We start from the raw sequence: 15323 nt of genomic DNA, 5'->3' as shown, positions 1-15323 counted from the left end.
AGGGGGGCGCCGTGCCGGCAGAACCGCGTCTGAGAAACACGAGGGTCCTATGAGGCCCGAAAGCGTGTCCACGAAACAGACGCGGATAGCCACGCTGGCGAGGAACAATCCCAAGTTGGTGATCACCTCGCTCAATCACCACCTCGACATCGAATGGCTCCGACACGCGTACAACCTGACGCGGAAGGATGGCGCCATGGGCATCGACGGGCAGACCGCGGCAGATTATGAGAAGGACCTGGAGGCGAACCTTCAAAGCCTCCTGGACCGGATCAAGTCCGGCCGTTACAAAGCCCCGCCGGTGAGACGAGCGCACATTCCCAAGGCGGACGGCTCGACGCGACCGCTCGGGATCCCGACGTTCGAGGACAAGGTGGCGCAGCGAGCGATCGCGTTGCTGTTGGAGCCGATCTACGAGGTGGATTTCCAGCCATGCTCGTATGGGTTCCGGCGCGGAAGGTCGGCGCACATGGCACTCCGGGAGATCCGCAACCAGATCATGGATTGCACGATCCGATGGGTCCTGGATGTCGACATCCGGCAATACTTCGACACGATCGATCACCGTCGGCTGAGGGAGTTTCTCGACCGGAGAGTCGTGGACGGCGTAGTCCGCAAGATGATCGATAAATGGCTCAAGGCTGGCGTACTTGAGGGTGGACAGGTGAGCCACCCCGAGACGGGTACGCCGCAGGGGGGAGTGATCTCGCCGCTGCTCGCCAACATCTTCCTGCACCATGTGCTGGATGAGTGGTACCAGCGGGACGTTCGGCCTCGGATGAAGAGGCGCTGCTTTCTTGTGCGATTTGCTGACGACCTCGTCATGGGGTTTGAAGACTTCCTCGACTGCATCCGCGTCCGCGAGGTGCTCGGCAAGCGGCTGTCTGCGTACGGCCTCAGCCTGCACCCCGAAAAGACCAAGATGGTCGACTTCCGCTTCAAGCGCCCTGACGGAGGGCGGCACCCTGCCACGCAGGCGACCACGTTCAACTTCCTCGGCTTCACCCATGTGTGGGGGAAATCGAGGCGAGGTAAGAACGTGGTGCATCAGCGGACGGCGAAGGACCGTTATGCGCGTGCGCTCAAGGCCATCCGCGACTGGTGCCGGGTGAACCGTCACCAGCCGATGGCGGCCCAGCACAAGCGACTGTCCCAGATGATGACCGGGCACTACTCGTACTACGGCATCAGTGGGAATGGCCGACGCATCCGTTGGTTCGCGCACCAGGTGCAGCGCGTCTGGCACTACTGGCTCGACCGTCGTTCGAGAGGCTCTCAAGGCAGATGGAAGCAGTTCGATCGGCTCTTGTCTGCCTATCCCCTCCCTGCGCCACACATCGTTCACAAGTACGCCGAAGCGAGCGAATCTGCCGCACGAGGAACCGGATGCGGGAAACCTGCACGTCCGGGTCTGTGAGGGGCGGGGGCGGCGACGCCCCCGCCTACTCGGCACGCGACCTCGACGACGGCGCCGTCGCGGAAGAGGTGGTCGTAGACGGTCGCGGCGTCGGAGACGAGATAGCCCTTGTAACCGGCGAGCAGGCGATCGACGGCCTCGCTGTCGTGCCTCGGCGAGAATCGATACAGCACATGCCGGCCCGGGGCGACGAGCACCCAGAAGTGGGCGCGCTGACACTGCTCGGGCGCCTGCACGAGCACCCCGGTCGCGTCGACGCAGACGTACGGCGACAGGAAGGCGTCGGCCATCATCGCGTCGACGAGCGGCTCGACCAGGTCGGCGAGCTGCTGGTGCCAGCTGCAGATCGTCTGACGCGACAGCGGCAGGCCCTCGCGGGCGTGGATCGCCTCCTGGCGGTGGGCGGGATTGTGATCGCCCCAGCGCAGCACGATCGTGTGGGCCAGGAGCCCGGGTCCGGCCAGCCCGCGCTCGATCGGCTTGTCCGGCGGCGGCGCGATCACCACGGGAGGGGTTTCGGGTGTCTCATCGGCCAGCTGGGTCTCGATCGACTCGCTCGCCGGAGCATTCTTGCGGACAAACTTCGGCCGCACGATTCGCGCGACCACCATCGCGCCCGGCCGGCGCTCGACGGTCTCGCTGACGACCTCGCCGATCCGCTCGAAGTTCTCGAGGCCCTCCAGCAGCACCTCCGGCGGCAGGACCTCGACCTCGACGCGCGGCAGCGCCTCCGGCAGCTTGCGCCGCCCGCGACGGCGCCGCCGCGGCTCACACGCATCCGTGGGGCGGGTCGTGCTCGCCTCGTCGTCCTCGTCTCCGTCGAGCTCCTCGGCCAGCGCGTCGTCGAGGTTATCCTCGTCCGCGCTCGCCTCGGCTTCGTCCGGGCCGAGCAGCATGCCCAGGAGGCGCATCGACAGCTGCGCCTCCTCGTCGCCCTGGAAGCGCTCGGCCTTCTTCCCGACGACGATCCCCTTCTCGAGCAGCCGACAGCGCTCGAGCAATTGCATGTAGAGCGCCCGGTACTGCTCGCGGTCCGAGGACGCCTTCGACAGCGCCTCGCGCAGCGCGAGCAGTTCGCCCTCCTTGCTCTCGAGTTCGCTGCGCAGGAGCTCGATCTCGCTCACGCGTCCTTACTACTCGTTCGCGCGCCCACGTCAAGAGCGTTTTCACGCCCGCGTCCTGGATGCCGCGGGACGCCCCGCAGCAGCGCACCGAGGCTCTTTTCGTCGATCTCGATCGAGCGCTGCGACGGGCTCGCGGCCTTCGGCGCCGTCGTCGTCGCGCGGTGCAGTCGCTTGTACAGCACCGCGAAGCCGTTGTGGTCCCACCACAGCAGCTTGAGCCTATCGGCGCGCCGGCCCAGGAACACGAAGACCGCGCCGCTCCGCGGATCGTCGCCCATCTCCGCCCGCACCGCCAGCGCCAGCCGATCGAATCCTCTCCGCATGTCCTGCGGCTCGGTGCACACGAAGACGCGGACGTTCTTCGGGATCATCCGCGCCGTCCTCCCACCGCGCCGAGCACCCGCGCGAGCATCTCGCCGTCGACCTCGCCGAGGACCCGCACCACCGCACCGCCGAGCTCGACCTCGATGACTCCGGTCTCCGCCACCAACGCCGCTGCCACCTGTTTCGTCACCTCCACGAAGTCGCGCTCGCCCGCCGCTGCGCGGGGCCTCGCCGGCGTCGCTCCCGTCCGAGCTCGCTGCCGCAGCTTCCACCGCCAGCCCGCCAGCGTGTGCGGGTTGACGCCGATCTGCTTCGCATACTCCCGGCAGCTCCGCCCGCTCGCCTCGAGGGCCTCGACCCGCTTCTCCCAGATCGCCGGATCCGCCACCTTGCTCGCCGTCACAGCTGCCTCCACTCCCGGAGCCGACGCGCCCGCTCCTGCGGTGTCATCGGCCGGAAGTCGATCCGGTAGCCGCCGCTCACGCCTCGAACCTCCCACTTCATGTCGTCCGGTACCAGCAACGCGAAGCTACCCCGCTTCACCGGCTGCGGCGCCAGCACGACCGCGCCGCGCTCTTCCTTCAAGTCGTTACGCTTCCTCGACATCGATCCTCCTCGAGGGGCCTTGTAGCTGCTCGAGGATCTCGATTCACGACGCAGTCTTCCGGACGGATACGGCAACCGCCTCGAGTTCCTCCCACTTGTACTCGTCTCCGAGACCAGCCTCGTCATCGCGGCCAACCCAGGACGACGCTGAGCGCTTGGGGGTAATGCTCGAGTAGGTGATTCATCCATCGGCGCCGCGCCACGCCGACATTAGCGGGGCGCATGCACGAGCTGCGAGTTATGGATGATTCGCGCGAGCGCTTCGGGGTCGACCGGCTTGATCAAATGCAGATCGAAGCCGGCATTCTTGACATTCTCCGTGTCCGATGCGAGGCCGTGGCCGGTCATGGCGATGATGAGGGCGCCTGCTGTCGACGAGGCCGCGCGGAGGGCCCGGCACACCTCGTAGCCGTCCATGGAGCCGGAGAGGCTGAGGTCGCACAGGACCACGTCGGGTGGATCTGCGAGCGCCGCCTCCACCCCTGCTGCGCCCGAGTCAGCGATCGCGGCCGCATGACCCCACATGTCGAGCAACATGCCGAGGCTCTGGGCTGCGTCCTCGTTGTCCTCGATCACGAGCACGTGCCGCCGATCGTCGGGGCCGCCCGAGAGCTCGGGCGAGTCCGCTTCTGTGTCGGGCGGGGCTGTAGCCACGAGGGGCAAACGAATCGAGACCTCCGTACCACGTCCCTGGCCCGCACTCGTCGCCTTGACCGTGCCCCCGTGCAACTCGACCAGCGCCTTGACGAGCGAGAGGCCGAGGCCGAGGCCACCCCGCCCTCGTGCGAGGTGAACGTCGGACTGCGCGAAGGGCTCGAAGGCTCTGGCCAGAGTCTCGGGGTCCATGCCGACGCCGTTGTCGCTCACCCGCACGACCGCGGTATCGCCTCGTCGCTCGAGCACGACCGAGATCCGACCGCCGGGGTCGGTGAATTTGAACGCGTTGCCGAGGATATTGCTGATGCATTGCGACAGCCGCGCCGCGTCTCCGTTCACCGGGAGAGGCTCCCGGGCGGAGAACTGCACGGAGACACCCGCGCGGGCCGCCTCGGCGCGGTGATCCTCGACGACGGTACGGACCACGCCGACGAGGTCTTCGGGCCGCTTCTTGAGGAGGATCTTCCCGCTGGAGATCCGGGAGACGTCCAGCAGATCATCGATCAGCCGGGCCATGTGCGTAGCCTGGCGATCGACCATTTCCACGGCCCGCTGGATCTCGGGGGTGGGGGCCGGCACGGCCCGCCGCAAGTAATGAATCGCGTTGCGGATCGGCGCGAGCGGGTTTCGCAGCTCGTGGCCCAGCAGCGCGAGGAACTCGGTCTTCTTCCGATCCGCCGCGTTGACCTCGTGGAAGCGCTCCTGGCTCTCGCGAAGAGCCTGTCGGTCGCGCTCGTGCTGGGTGATATCGCGCGCGATCCACGAGACCGCGGCCCGGCTGCCCTGGGTGTCGGTGATGGGCGACAGACTCGCCAGCACCTGCACCCGCGAGCCGTCTTTTCGCCGCAAGAACGCCTCGATCGGCGGACTGCGCTCACCGCGGAGGGCCGCGGCGAAGGCCGAGGCGAACGGCGACGATTCGCCGGGGGCGAGGAAGTCGATCGTTCGCCCGGCGGCTTCCTTCGCAGTGTGACCGAACATCAGCTCGGCGCCGTGGTTCCAGGTCACGATCGCAGCGCGGTCATCGAGCGCCAGGATGGCATCGTGGGACGACTCCACAATCGCCGCGAGCCGGCGCGCCGAGTCCCTGGCGGACTTCAAGTCGGTGATGTCGACGAATGTGATGACCACGCCGACGACCACGTCGTCGGTCGTTCGGTAGGGCTGGATCCGCTGCAGGTACCAGACATCCGCATCCAGCAGGTGGACCTCGCGTTGCAACGGGGCCTGGGTCTGCAGCACTCGCTCGGCGTCCGCGACGAGGTCACCGCCGGCGAACTTCGGGACGATGTCGGTGATGTCGCGCCCGACGTCGCTGTCGATCAGCCGGAACAGTTGGCTCGCCTCGGGCGAGAAGCGCTTGATGGTGAGGTCGCCGGCCAAGAACACGGTGGCGATCCGGCTGCTGGCGAACAGGTTTTGCAGGTCGCTGTTGGCCTTGTCGAGCTCCTGGAGCTTGCGGCTCAGCTCGGCGTTGACGGTATGGAGCTCCTCGTTGATCGATTGCAGCTCCTCCTTCGATGTCTGGAGCTCTTCGTTGGCCGATTGGAGCTCCTCGTTGGACGATTGAAGCTCCTCGTTGGACGACTTCAGCTCCTCGTTCGCGACCTCAAGCTCCTCGACCGCCGTCTGCAGGTTCTCCCGCGTGCTGCGCAGCTCGGTCTCGAGCGCCGCGGCGTGGGCGTCGCCGATTGCGGGGGCGCGGCCCTCGGCCTCCGCCTGTTCCGGGCTCAGGGAGGTGCCTGCCTCGTAAAAGATCACGGCGTACAGATCGGAGTCCGCGCCGAGCTCGAGGAGCGGCCGCACGACGATGTCGACCGGCTGAATGTGGCCGTCGACGGGGAGCGAGACTCCGCGCTGGATCCGCTCCTGGCGCTTGCTGGTGGCCTCGCGCAGCAGCACGTGCAAGTACGGCCGGAGCTCCTTGCTGGCCATCTCGAGCACGTTGATGCCCGCCGCGCCCGGCGCGAGCTCGAGGAACTTCCGCGTCTGCCCCGAGACGAACACAATCTCGCCGTTGCCGCGGACGATGACGGCGGGGGGCGCATAGACGGCGAGGATGAGGCGCTCGAGCGTCCGGGTGAGGTTCTGATCCCGGGCCGCCGGCTCATGGCCGTGCGGCGCCGCGGCGATCCGACGACCGGACAGGCCGAGCCCCCCGACCGGAAACCTGACGGAGACCTTCGCCTCCCGCCGCTGGAAGATCCGTTGCTTCGCATCGACGGCGGTGAACAGTTTGGGGTGGGCCGTGACGCTCTCGGACGGTCCGAGCAAAAGGAAGCCGCCGGGACGGAGACCGTAGTGGAACAACGGAAAGACGGTCCGCTGGAGATCGCTCTCGAGGTAGATCAGCACGTTCCGGCACGAGATCAGGTCGAGCCGTGAAAACGGTGGATCGCTGATGATGCTGTGCGTCGAGAAGACGCACATGTCCCGGATCTGCTTGCGGATCTGCCACCCTCCGTTCGGTCGGGGCGCGAAGAAGCGTTCGAGCCGCTCCGGGCAGACTCGGTCCGCGATCGTCTCCGGGTATCGCCCGGCCCGCGCCACCTCCAGCGCTTCGTCGTCGATGTCGGTGGCGAAGATCTTGGCGCCGAGGGCCGCCGTCTGCGGCGCCTCCGCCAGGAGCATGGCGATCGAGTAGGCTTCCTCGCCCGTGGCGCAGCCGGGGACCCACACCCGCACGGGGTCGTCGGGCGCCCTGTCCGCGAGGAGCCGCGGCAAGACGTCCCGAGCCAGCGCCTCGAACAGCTCGGGATCGCGGAAGAATTGGGTCACGCTGATCAGCAGGTCCTGAAACAGCCGATCGACCTCCGCGGGCGTGTTCTGCAACAGGTCGACGTAATCTTCCAGCGAGCGCTGCTGGAGCACGTGGATTCGCCGCTGCACCCGTCGTTCCATCGTCGAACGCTTGTAGCGGCTGAAGTCGCGCCCGGTCCTGCGGTGAATGAGCGCGCACAGCTGATTCATCAGCACGTCGTGCTCGCGCGCCCTGGTCGGTTCGTGCGCGCCGTCGGCCGGACGTGCGCTGGTGCTCTGGATGCGTGCGACGTACTCCATCACCTTGGCGGGCATCGCCTCGACCGGGAGGATCCAGTCGACTTGGCCGGCGTCGATCGCGGTGCGGGGCATCGTGTTGTACTTCGCGGAAGCGAGGTCCTGTGCCATCGCCACCCCGCCGTGCTCCTTGATCGCCTTGAGGCCGAGGCTGCCGTCGCTGCCGGTCCCGGAGAGGATGACGCCGATCGCCCGCTCCCCGCGCTCCTCCGCCAGGGAGCGGAGAAACGTGTCGATGAGGTTGGTGCGGTCGTCTCGCGCTTCGAGTCGAAGCGCGCCGTGCTCGAGGGTGAGGGCCGCGTTCGGAGGGATCACGTACACGTGGTCGGGCTCGACGGGCGCTCCGTCCTCTGCCGCGCTCACCGGCAGCGCCGTCTGCTTGGCGAGCAGTTCGGGCATGAGGCTCGGGAGGTGCGGGGCGAGGTGCGAGACGACGACGAAGGCCACGCCAGGCTCGGGCGGCACGTGGGCGAACAATTGCTCCAAGGCTTCGAGGCCGCCGGCGGAGGCGCCGATACCGACGATGGGGAAGAGAGCCGAGCGTTCCTCCGAACTGCCGAGGCGAATAGGAGTCGGCACGTGCATTCCTCGAGTGGTCAGTCGTCCGCGCGCAGCAGAGCAACCCGATCGCTTAGCACGCGGATGTCCCCGGACGCAATCGAAAGCGCTGGCGCAGGGCCCAGGCCGCTCCCGCCTGCAAGAGCTTTTTTCGCCTGGGGCGTGTGAGCCCCGCCTTCTCGCGCGGTCAGCTTGACGAGCTCCACCGACGCCACCGGCGCCAGCGAGCAGACGAGCACCAGCGCCTGTTCGACGCCCTGGAGCCCCAGCCGCAAACGGAACCAGCAGCACGGTCAGCTCGTGGAAGTCGACGCCGAGAACTCGGCAGCACGCGCAGGAAGCGGCGAAGGTCTGCGGCGCGCCGGGAGCAGGTCCGAATGGCAGGTTCTCGGGCAGGAGCCGGCCGCGGCCCGCGGCACGTCAAGCAGGCTCATCATGGCCCTGGCGCCTCGGCAGCTTCCCTGGACTTCGGGGCCGCTCGAAGCAGGTCTTGTGCCGTCGCCAGCGCGGTCTCGGGGCCGAGCAGGACGAGGATGTCGCCGAGCTCGAGCGGCTCTCGCGGCGACGGGAGGAGCGCGCCGGTCCCCTGACGCTCGATCGCGACGACCTCGGCGCCGCTGCGCGACTTCAGGTCGAGTCCGGTGAGCGAATTCCAGGCTGCGAGGCTGCCCGCTTCGAGGCGGATCCGTCTCAGGCTGGAGCACCCGGGAAGCAGATCGTGCGCCGGTGGGAGCGGCTCGGCGGGCTCCGCCGTGTCGCGTCCCTGGCGCGCCAGCACCTGGACGATCAATTCGGCGCCGGCGTGCGTGTGTGCTTCCAGCATGGTGATGCTCTGCCAGGCCTTGTGGGCGAGGACGGCGAGCACGAACGTCAGGACGAGCAGGCCCGAACGGACGGGGACGAAGGGCTGCGAGAGGAGCACCAGCGGCAGGCCGATGACGATGAAGAGGGCCAGCTCGATCACGACAGTCAGCACGGGCCACGGCGCTTGCCCGACCTCCCCGGTGTCGATCTTGTGAGGCGGCAGGGTCGCCTCGGCGAGGGTACGGGCGAGGGCCGCACTGCGCCGGAGTACACCGACGAAAAAGAGGCCGGCGAACAGCAGCGTCACTGCGGTCCAGACGCCGCCCACCAGCGCTGCGGGCAGCGCGAAGCGGTGAGAGATGACGGCGACGATCTCGTCCCGGACCTCGCTCGACGCGGCGAGCACGGCGACCAGCGACACCGCGTCGACCGCGAGATAGAGCGCGCCCCGGCGGAGCCGGCTCGACGCCGAAGCCGGGGGCGCGGACCAGAGGCGCTTGATCCACGCTTCGTAGATCGCCACGAGGAGGCGCAGTTTTGCGGGCAGGCGCGCCTCGAAGCCGGCGGCAGCGCCGTGCGAGCGCCGGACCATCCACGGCGTGATCACCGACGTCAGCAAGGAGACGCCCACGACGACCGGGAAGATGAATTCGCCGGTGACCCCGGACGCGACGCCGAGCCCGGCGATGATGAACGAGAACTCGCCAATCTGAGCGAGGCTCATCCCTGCACGTACGGAAGTCTGCACCCCCTGGCCGAACAGGAACGCGCCGAGCGAGACGCCCGCGACCTTCCCGACGAGCACGAGGGCGGTGAACGCGAGCACAGGAAGCCAGTGCGCGGCGATCTGTGACGGATCGATCGATATCCCGACCGAGATGAAGAACAGCGCGCCGAAGATGTCGCGCAGCGGTCGGATGACGTGCTCGACGCTCGTGCCCTCCCCGGATTCGGCGACGAGGAGGCCCGCGAGGAATGCGCCGAGGGCGACCGAGTAACCCGCGGAAGCCGTCAGGGCCGTCGTGATGAAGCAGATGGCGATCCCGGCGATCAGCGTCGACTCGGCACGATGCTGTCCGACGACGCGGCGGAGGAAGCGCGGCACGACCAGCAAGCCCGCGGTGAGCAAGACGATGAGAAAACCGAGCAGCTTGCCGAGAGTCAGTGCGAACTCGCGGGCGGACAGGCCGCTCCCCGAGGCGATCGCCGTCAGCACGGCGAGGAGCAGGATTGCGATCAGGTCCTCGAACACGAGGATGGCGGTCGTGACCGCGGTGAACTCGCCGCGGAGGTGCTGATCCTCGAACGCCTTGGCGACGAACATCGTCGAGGAGATGGCGACGCACGCGCCGACGAACAGGCTCTCGACCCTGGTCCACGCGAACGCTCGACCGAGCAGGTAGCCGGCCGACACCATCAGCCCGACGACGAACAGAGCCGTCATCCCGGTCGAGGGGCCGATGCGGGCGATCTTTCGCAGGTTGAATTCGATGCCGATGCTGAACATCAGGAGGATGACGCCGAATTCGGACATCACGTGTGTCAAGGCGGCGCCGCCGGGGCCGGCGATCATCTTCCAGGGCACGTGCGGCCCCAACAGCATACCTGCGAGCAAATGGCCGAAGATGGGCGGTTGCTTGAAACGCTGCGAGACCAGGCTCGTCATCGCGGCCGTGCCCAAGACGACGCTGAGCGCCTGGAGGTAATATGGGAGGCTCGCCGCCATGGTCCCGCTAAGGTACCCCAGCCGGTCATTCCTGCAGCGGCGTGGGCAGCGCCGCCCTTGAGGCCGAGGAGCCGCTCTGGGGCGCCGAGCTCTCACTGCGGACAAAGCAAGGGGCGCAGCGACATGAGCCTCTACTCGGCCATTTTCGAGGAGAGCGGCCCAACCGGGCCGAGCTCGCTCATTCCACCACGGCCGAGTTCGGTATTGTGGGCTCTCCGGGGTGGCGAAAAGCTTCGAAGAGCGAGAGGGCGATCGCCAACACCACCGGCCCGAGCACCAGACCGATGAGCCCGAACACCTGCAAGCCGCCGAGCACCGCGAAGAAGATGAAGAGTTCGTGCAGCTTGGCCCGCTTGCCCACGAGCCGGGGCCGCAGGAAGTTGTCGACCAGGCTGATGACGAAGACTCCCCATAGAGCGAGGAGGATGCCCTTGATCCACGCACCCGTCACGATGAGGTAGATGGCGGCCGGGATCCACACCACGAACGCGCCGGCGAGCGGGATAAGCGACAGGAAGATCATCGCCACGCCCCAGATGATGGCCGAGGGCACACCGAGCACCGCGAACGCCACGCCGCCGAGGACGCCCTGAAGGGTGGCGATGACGAGCACGCCGTTGACGCTGGCGCCGACGACCTCGCCTATCCTCCGCAGGATCTCCCGGGTCTGACGGTCCTGCAGCGGGATCGCGCCTGCCAACGCGTCCCGCACCATCCGCCCGTCGCGGAACAGGTAGAACATCACGAACACGACGAATAACGCCCGAACGAACAGGCCGAGCACGTCGCCGAGGACGCCGAGGGTCCTGTTGGCCAGCTGCATGCCGAACGTCCGCAGCTGTTCGCTGATCTGCTGACGGATCTGCTCGAGGTCGACGTGTCGCCCCAACCACCGCATCGCCGGCCCGGTGAGCTCGGACTCGGGGTCGAGGAGCTGGCCAAAGCCTGTCTGCAACAGCCCGACCGCCGGCGTGATCTCGCGGACGATCGCCCACATCACGAGACCCATCGGCGCGCCGATCGCGACGATCACGAACAGGGTCGTCAACCCCGCGCTGAGGTTGGGCCGTTTCGTGCGCGCGAGGATCCGCCGATGCACAGGATTGAAGGTGAGGATCAAGACACCTGCCCAAAGGAGCACGTCGACGAAGGGCAGGAGCATCAACCAGCAGAGATAGAACGCGCCGACCACCGCGGCGAGCAGGATGAGTCTGCGGGCCTGTTCTCGCCGATCCGGGTTCGTTTCCGTGTCGTTCATGAGACGCCAGACATGGATCGGATCCTGGCGTGTGGGGCCGGGCTGCGTCGGCCGTGGCGGCGGCCGCTGCGCTGACCGGGGTCTGCCGCGACCCCCGCTGCGCGTGACGCCGCGCGAGACACCGGAACCTCCTGGCTTGGTGGCGAGCGGCTTGCGCTCCTCGAATGCGACCTCGAGCCTCTCGCCCAATCCGCCCATCCGCGCCGGATTCTTCTGTTCTCGTGACCTCGCGCCGCTTGAAATGTGCGCCGCGTCACTCATCACGCTTGCTGGCTTTTCTCGTAGAGCCAGGAAGGGTGCCAGGAGCCGCAGCGGCCTCGCCGTCCGTGGCCCTCGGGGCCGTGACGGGCTGGGCCAAGCTCACCGGCCTCTGCAGTACCACGATCTCTCCTCACCGAATTACGCCTCAGAACACTTCCACGTGCCCAGGAGCTGCATGCGCATCCTCCTCGTCTATGCAGAGTTTCCGCGGACTTACTGGGGCTTCCAGTACACCCTACATATCGTCGGCAAGCGCGCCTCGCTGCCGCCGCTCGGGCTCGTCACGGTCGCGAGCCATCTGCCGGCGGAGTGGGAGCTCAGACTCGTCGACATGAACGTCGAGCGGCTGGACGACGAGGCGCTGCTGTGGGCGGATGCCGTGCTGGTGGGTGGCATGCTGATCCAGGCGCCGTCGATGCGCGCGGTGGTGCGGCGGGCCCGCGCCCTGGGCCGTCGCACTGTGGTCGGCGGTCCGGCAGCGAGCACGTCACCGGGCGAGTTCGCCGAGGCCGACGTCGTGTTCGGCGGCGAGGTCGAGGGCCGCGAGGCCGAACTGATTGCCCTGATCGCGCCCCGCGCGGCGCGGCGACCGGTCGTCGGGGCGAGGCAGATCCTGGTGCCCCTCCGCAAGGACGCGCGTCCGTCCGTCACTTCGTCGCCGGTGCCGCGATTCGACCTCCTCGAGCTTTCGGCCTACTCCGGGATGTGCGTGCAGTACTCGCGCGGGTGCCCGTTCCGCTGCGAGTTCTGCGATATCATCGAGATCTTCGGCCGGGTCCCGCGGACGAAGACGCCCGCCCAGGTCGTGGCCGAGCTCGAGACGCTGCGCAAGCTCGGCTGGACCGGGGCGGTGTTCGTGGTCGACGACAACTTCATCGGCAACATCAAACAGGTCCGCCAGCTCCTCCCCGAGCTGGGCGCGTGGCAGGAGGCTCACGGCCACCCGTTCGAGCTGTACACGGAGGCGAGCCTGAACCTCGCCCGCGATGCTGCCCTGGTCAGCGCGATGATCGCCGCCGGCTTCACCTCGGTGTTCCTCGGCATCGAGACGCCGTCGGCCGAGGCGCTGGCCGAGACGCAGAAGACCCAGAACCTCCGCGTCGATCTGGTCGCCGCGGTCGAGGCGCTCACCCGCGCCGGCCTCGAGGTCATGGGCGGCTTCATCGTCGGGTTCGACAGCGACAAGCCGTCGGCCTTCGAGGTGCAGCGGCGGTTCCTGGCCGACGCACCGATCCCGCTGGCGATGGTCGGCCTGCTCACCGCGCTGCCCGACACCCAACTGTGGCGACGCCTCGAGGCCGAGGGCCGGCTGCGCCACGAGTCCGGGGGCGATCAGATGACCCGCCCGAACTTCGTGCCGGTGATGGACGAGGAGGCGCTCCTCGCCGGCTACGCCGACCTCCTGCGCGAGCTCTACTCGGTCGACGGCTACCTGCGCCGCTGCCGGGCCGCACTGGCGATGCTGCCGGAGCCGCCGGTCCTCTACAAACAGCGCAGCTGGATCCCGATCCTCGCCCGCGTGCTCACGACTCTGGGCGTCGCCAGCCCACGCCGCCGGATGTTCTGGTCGCTCGTCGCCGAGGCCCTCCGGCGATCGCCGCGATTCGTGCCGTGGGCGATCGGCAAGGCGATCCAGGGCGAGCACCTGATTCGCTTCACCGAGGCGGACCTGCTGCCGCGGATCGAGCGTGCCCTCGCCGAGGTCCGTCAGTCCCGGCCGGAGTCGGCTGTGCGAGGGCGCGACTCTCGCCGGACCACGGCGGACGCGGGCGCGTGGTGAGCGAGGTCAACCTGCGCCGGGCGCACGCCAGCGCCGCGATGGGCCGAGCGCTGCGCTCAACGTCCCGCTGCCGCCGCGCGAGCGGCGGGCCCGCCCAGGGCGCCGACGTCGCGGCGCAAACGGGCCCGTTCGACGACGAATCGGGCGCCGAGCTCCGCGGCCTCGCGGTCGCTGAGGGCGCTGCGCGCGAGCGAGAACAGGTTCCGCTCCTCGTCGCGCAGATGCTGCTCGATCGCCTCGCACAGCGAGACCAGGATAGTGTTCCAGCGCGGGTCGTCGCGCGGGATCCGCTCGATCTCTCGCAGCAGCGACTCGAGACGCAGGTGATCCTCGATCCCTCGAAGAGCCCGCTGCTGCAAGCTCTTCGCGTGGATCATGTAGCTGTAGAAAACTTGCTCTTCGGCCCGCGCATGGGCGGTGTACTGGCGCAGGAGCCGGTGCAGGTGCTCCTGCGGATCGCCGCCGGGCACCACGGCGCGGAGCTGGGCCAGCGTCTGCCGGATCCTCTGATGATCCCCGAGCAGGTATTCAAAGATCGATGCCATGACAGGAGCCTCCAGTTCAGTGCGCCGCCGGGCCACGAAGCACCCGGCTCGGCCGCCCCACCACGGATCAAAGGGCGCGCCCAAGGTCCGCCGTGGCGGTCTCGCGGCCGCCCTGGTGCGAAGGAGGGCGATCTTCGCAAGGGACTGCAGGGAGCATGGGCGCAGTCGCATCGCGCCGGCAAGCGCGACTGGGACGCCGCGAGCGGCCGGTCGCGAGCCGCCGCTCGCGCGCCGGAGACTTCGCCACGACGGGCGTGATTCGGTACAGGCTGTGGGACGGCCGACCTCGATAATCGAGGCGACCTGTCGCGGTCGCAGGGACCGTGCGCGGGGGGCGGCCCGGAGATTGATAACGGCTGTCCCTTGGGATAGCTCCACGGCCGTCGAAGGCAGGCGCAGAGCGCGGCGCGGCCGACGAGCTTGCCGTCCGTCGCGCTGCCGCCCACGGAAACCTCATGCTGCCCGTGCTGGGAGATGCAGCGCCTGCGGCGCCCTTCGCGTGGCCGTCGAACCGAACGGCCGACTCGCCGCTCGACGGCGGCTTGCTCGCGCGCGCCGCCGCGACCAGCGAGCTGCCTGCGCGCTGTATCACCCTCTGCGCGACTCGTCCGACGGTGCGCTGCGGACCGCGACGACCGTCTCGCTCCCGCCACGCGCGGTTCGCCGCATCTCCGGCAGACGGTGACGTCGACGGCGAACACGCGGGCGAGGAGGTTGGCCCAGCCGATGCGGCGCGGGGGCCCTGTCCCGTGGCCGCGGTGTCCGAAGTCATTTCCTGGCTCCTGGGGCCGCTCAGTGCCGGCTCGCACGACGCGCTCCGTCGCGCGCGCCACAACACTGCGTGGCCGGCCCCGGCCGCGAGCCCGGCGACCCGGTGCTGCTCGAGGCGACCTCGCTCGCGGAGCTGATCGCCGCGCTGCGGACGAGCGCGGGCGCGAGGCGGTGGTGGAGCCGCCGGACGGTCTCGACGATCGCCGGCGGCGGGCCGTGTCGTCGCCGCGTCCGGCGAGGACCGCCGCGACGACAGCGCTGTCGCCGTCGGTGTGGCTATCTCGCAAGCGCGGGTTGTGGCACGCCAGCGCGTCCTGGCACGGAGAGGCTTCGCAAGCCTTCAGGCCCGGAGGGGCCGTGAAGCCTTGCCCCCTGGCACGACCAAGAGTCGCAGGCCCCGCAGCCTCGCGGGTCTACATCCGGAGTTGTCAGCTT

10 protein-coding genes are annotated in these 15323 nt (G+C 68.6%); 2 read left to right on the top strand and 8 right to left on the bottom strand.

Annotated elements, in window-relative coordinates:
- Window positions 1–64: 64 nt before the first annotated feature.
- Window positions 65–1417 (top strand): group II intron reverse transcriptase/maturase, encoded by a 1353-nt coding sequence (gene ltrA, locus NAEX_RS01240; protein WP_245913570.1) that lies wholly within the window; start codon window positions 65–67, stop codon window positions 1415–1417.
- Here the strand turns inward: ltrA and NAEX_RS01235 are convergent.
- From NAEX_RS01235 to NAEX_RS01200, 7 genes are all read right to left on the bottom strand, one after another.
- A complete protein-coding gene (locus tag NAEX_RS01235; RefSeq protein WP_096325696.1) occupies window positions 1342–2541 on the bottom strand; it encodes an IS66 family transposase in 1200 nt (399 codons plus the stop codon). The two genes, ltrA and NAEX_RS01235, sit on opposite strands and share 76 nt — an antisense overlap.
- Window positions 2538–2912 carry an IS66 family insertion sequence element accessory protein TnpB gene (gene tnpB, locus NAEX_RS01230; protein ID WP_096325695.1) on the bottom strand — a complete coding sequence of 125 codons (375 nt, stop codon included), beginning with the start codon at window positions 2910–2912 and terminating at the stop codon, window positions 2538–2540. The genes NAEX_RS01235 and tnpB overlap by 4 nt, the downstream gene beginning before the upstream one ends.
- Window positions 2909–3268 carry an IS66 family insertion sequence element accessory protein TnpA gene (gene tnpA, locus NAEX_RS01225; RefSeq protein WP_096325694.1) on the bottom strand — a complete coding sequence of 120 codons (360 nt, stop codon included), beginning with the start codon at window positions 3266–3268 and terminating at the stop codon, window positions 2909–2911. The genes tnpB and tnpA overlap by 4 nt, the downstream gene beginning before the upstream one ends.
- A complete protein-coding gene (locus tag NAEX_RS49385; RefSeq protein WP_096325693.1) occupies window positions 3265–3471 on the bottom strand; it encodes a hypothetical protein in 207 nt (68 codons plus the stop codon). The genes tnpA and NAEX_RS49385 overlap by 4 nt, the downstream gene beginning before the upstream one ends.
- Window positions 3472–3681: 210 nt before the next feature.
- Window positions 3682–8034: a chemotaxis protein CheB gene (locus NAEX_RS01215; RefSeq protein WP_143825495.1), complete on the bottom strand. Its 4353-nt coding sequence runs from the start codon at window positions 8032–8034 to the stop codon at window positions 3682–3684.
- A 142-nt stretch (window positions 8035–8176) separates the two neighbouring features.
- Window positions 8177–10273: a cation:proton antiporter domain-containing protein gene (locus NAEX_RS01205; RefSeq protein WP_096325690.1), complete on the bottom strand. Its 2097-nt coding sequence runs from the start codon at window positions 10271–10273 to the stop codon at window positions 8177–8179.
- 178 nt (window positions 10274–10451) lie between these two features.
- Complete coding sequence (locus NAEX_RS01200) at window positions 10452–11531, bottom strand: AI-2E family transporter (protein WP_256254134.1); 1080 nt, start codon at window positions 11529–11531, stop codon at window positions 10452–10454.
- A gap of 103 nt (window positions 11532–11634) precedes the next feature.
- On the opposite strand from NAEX_RS01200, the gene NAEX_RS01195 reads away from it, so the two are divergent.
- A complete protein-coding gene (locus NAEX_RS01195) occupies window positions 11635–13572 on the top strand; it encodes a B12-binding domain-containing radical SAM protein (RefSeq protein WP_245913569.1) in 1938 nt (645 codons plus the stop codon).
- Between the two features lie 56 nt (window positions 13573–13628).
- Here NAEX_RS01195 and NAEX_RS01190 read toward each other — a convergent pair whose 3' ends face one another.
- The gene (locus NAEX_RS01190; protein ID WP_170135355.1) at window positions 13629–14153 is read right to left on the bottom strand and encodes a hemerythrin domain-containing protein; all 525 of its coding nucleotides are present in this window, start codon (window positions 14151–14153) and stop codon (window positions 13629–13631) included.
- Window positions 14154–15323 lie beyond the last annotated feature (1170 nt).

This window comes from Nannocystis exedens (genome assembly GCF_002343915.1).
GTDB lineage: Bacteria > Myxococcota_A > Polyangia > Nannocystales > Nannocystaceae > Nannocystis > Nannocystis exedens.
Note: the sequence above shows the minus strand (reverse complement) of the source record. Positions and strands in the feature narration are given on the sequence as shown.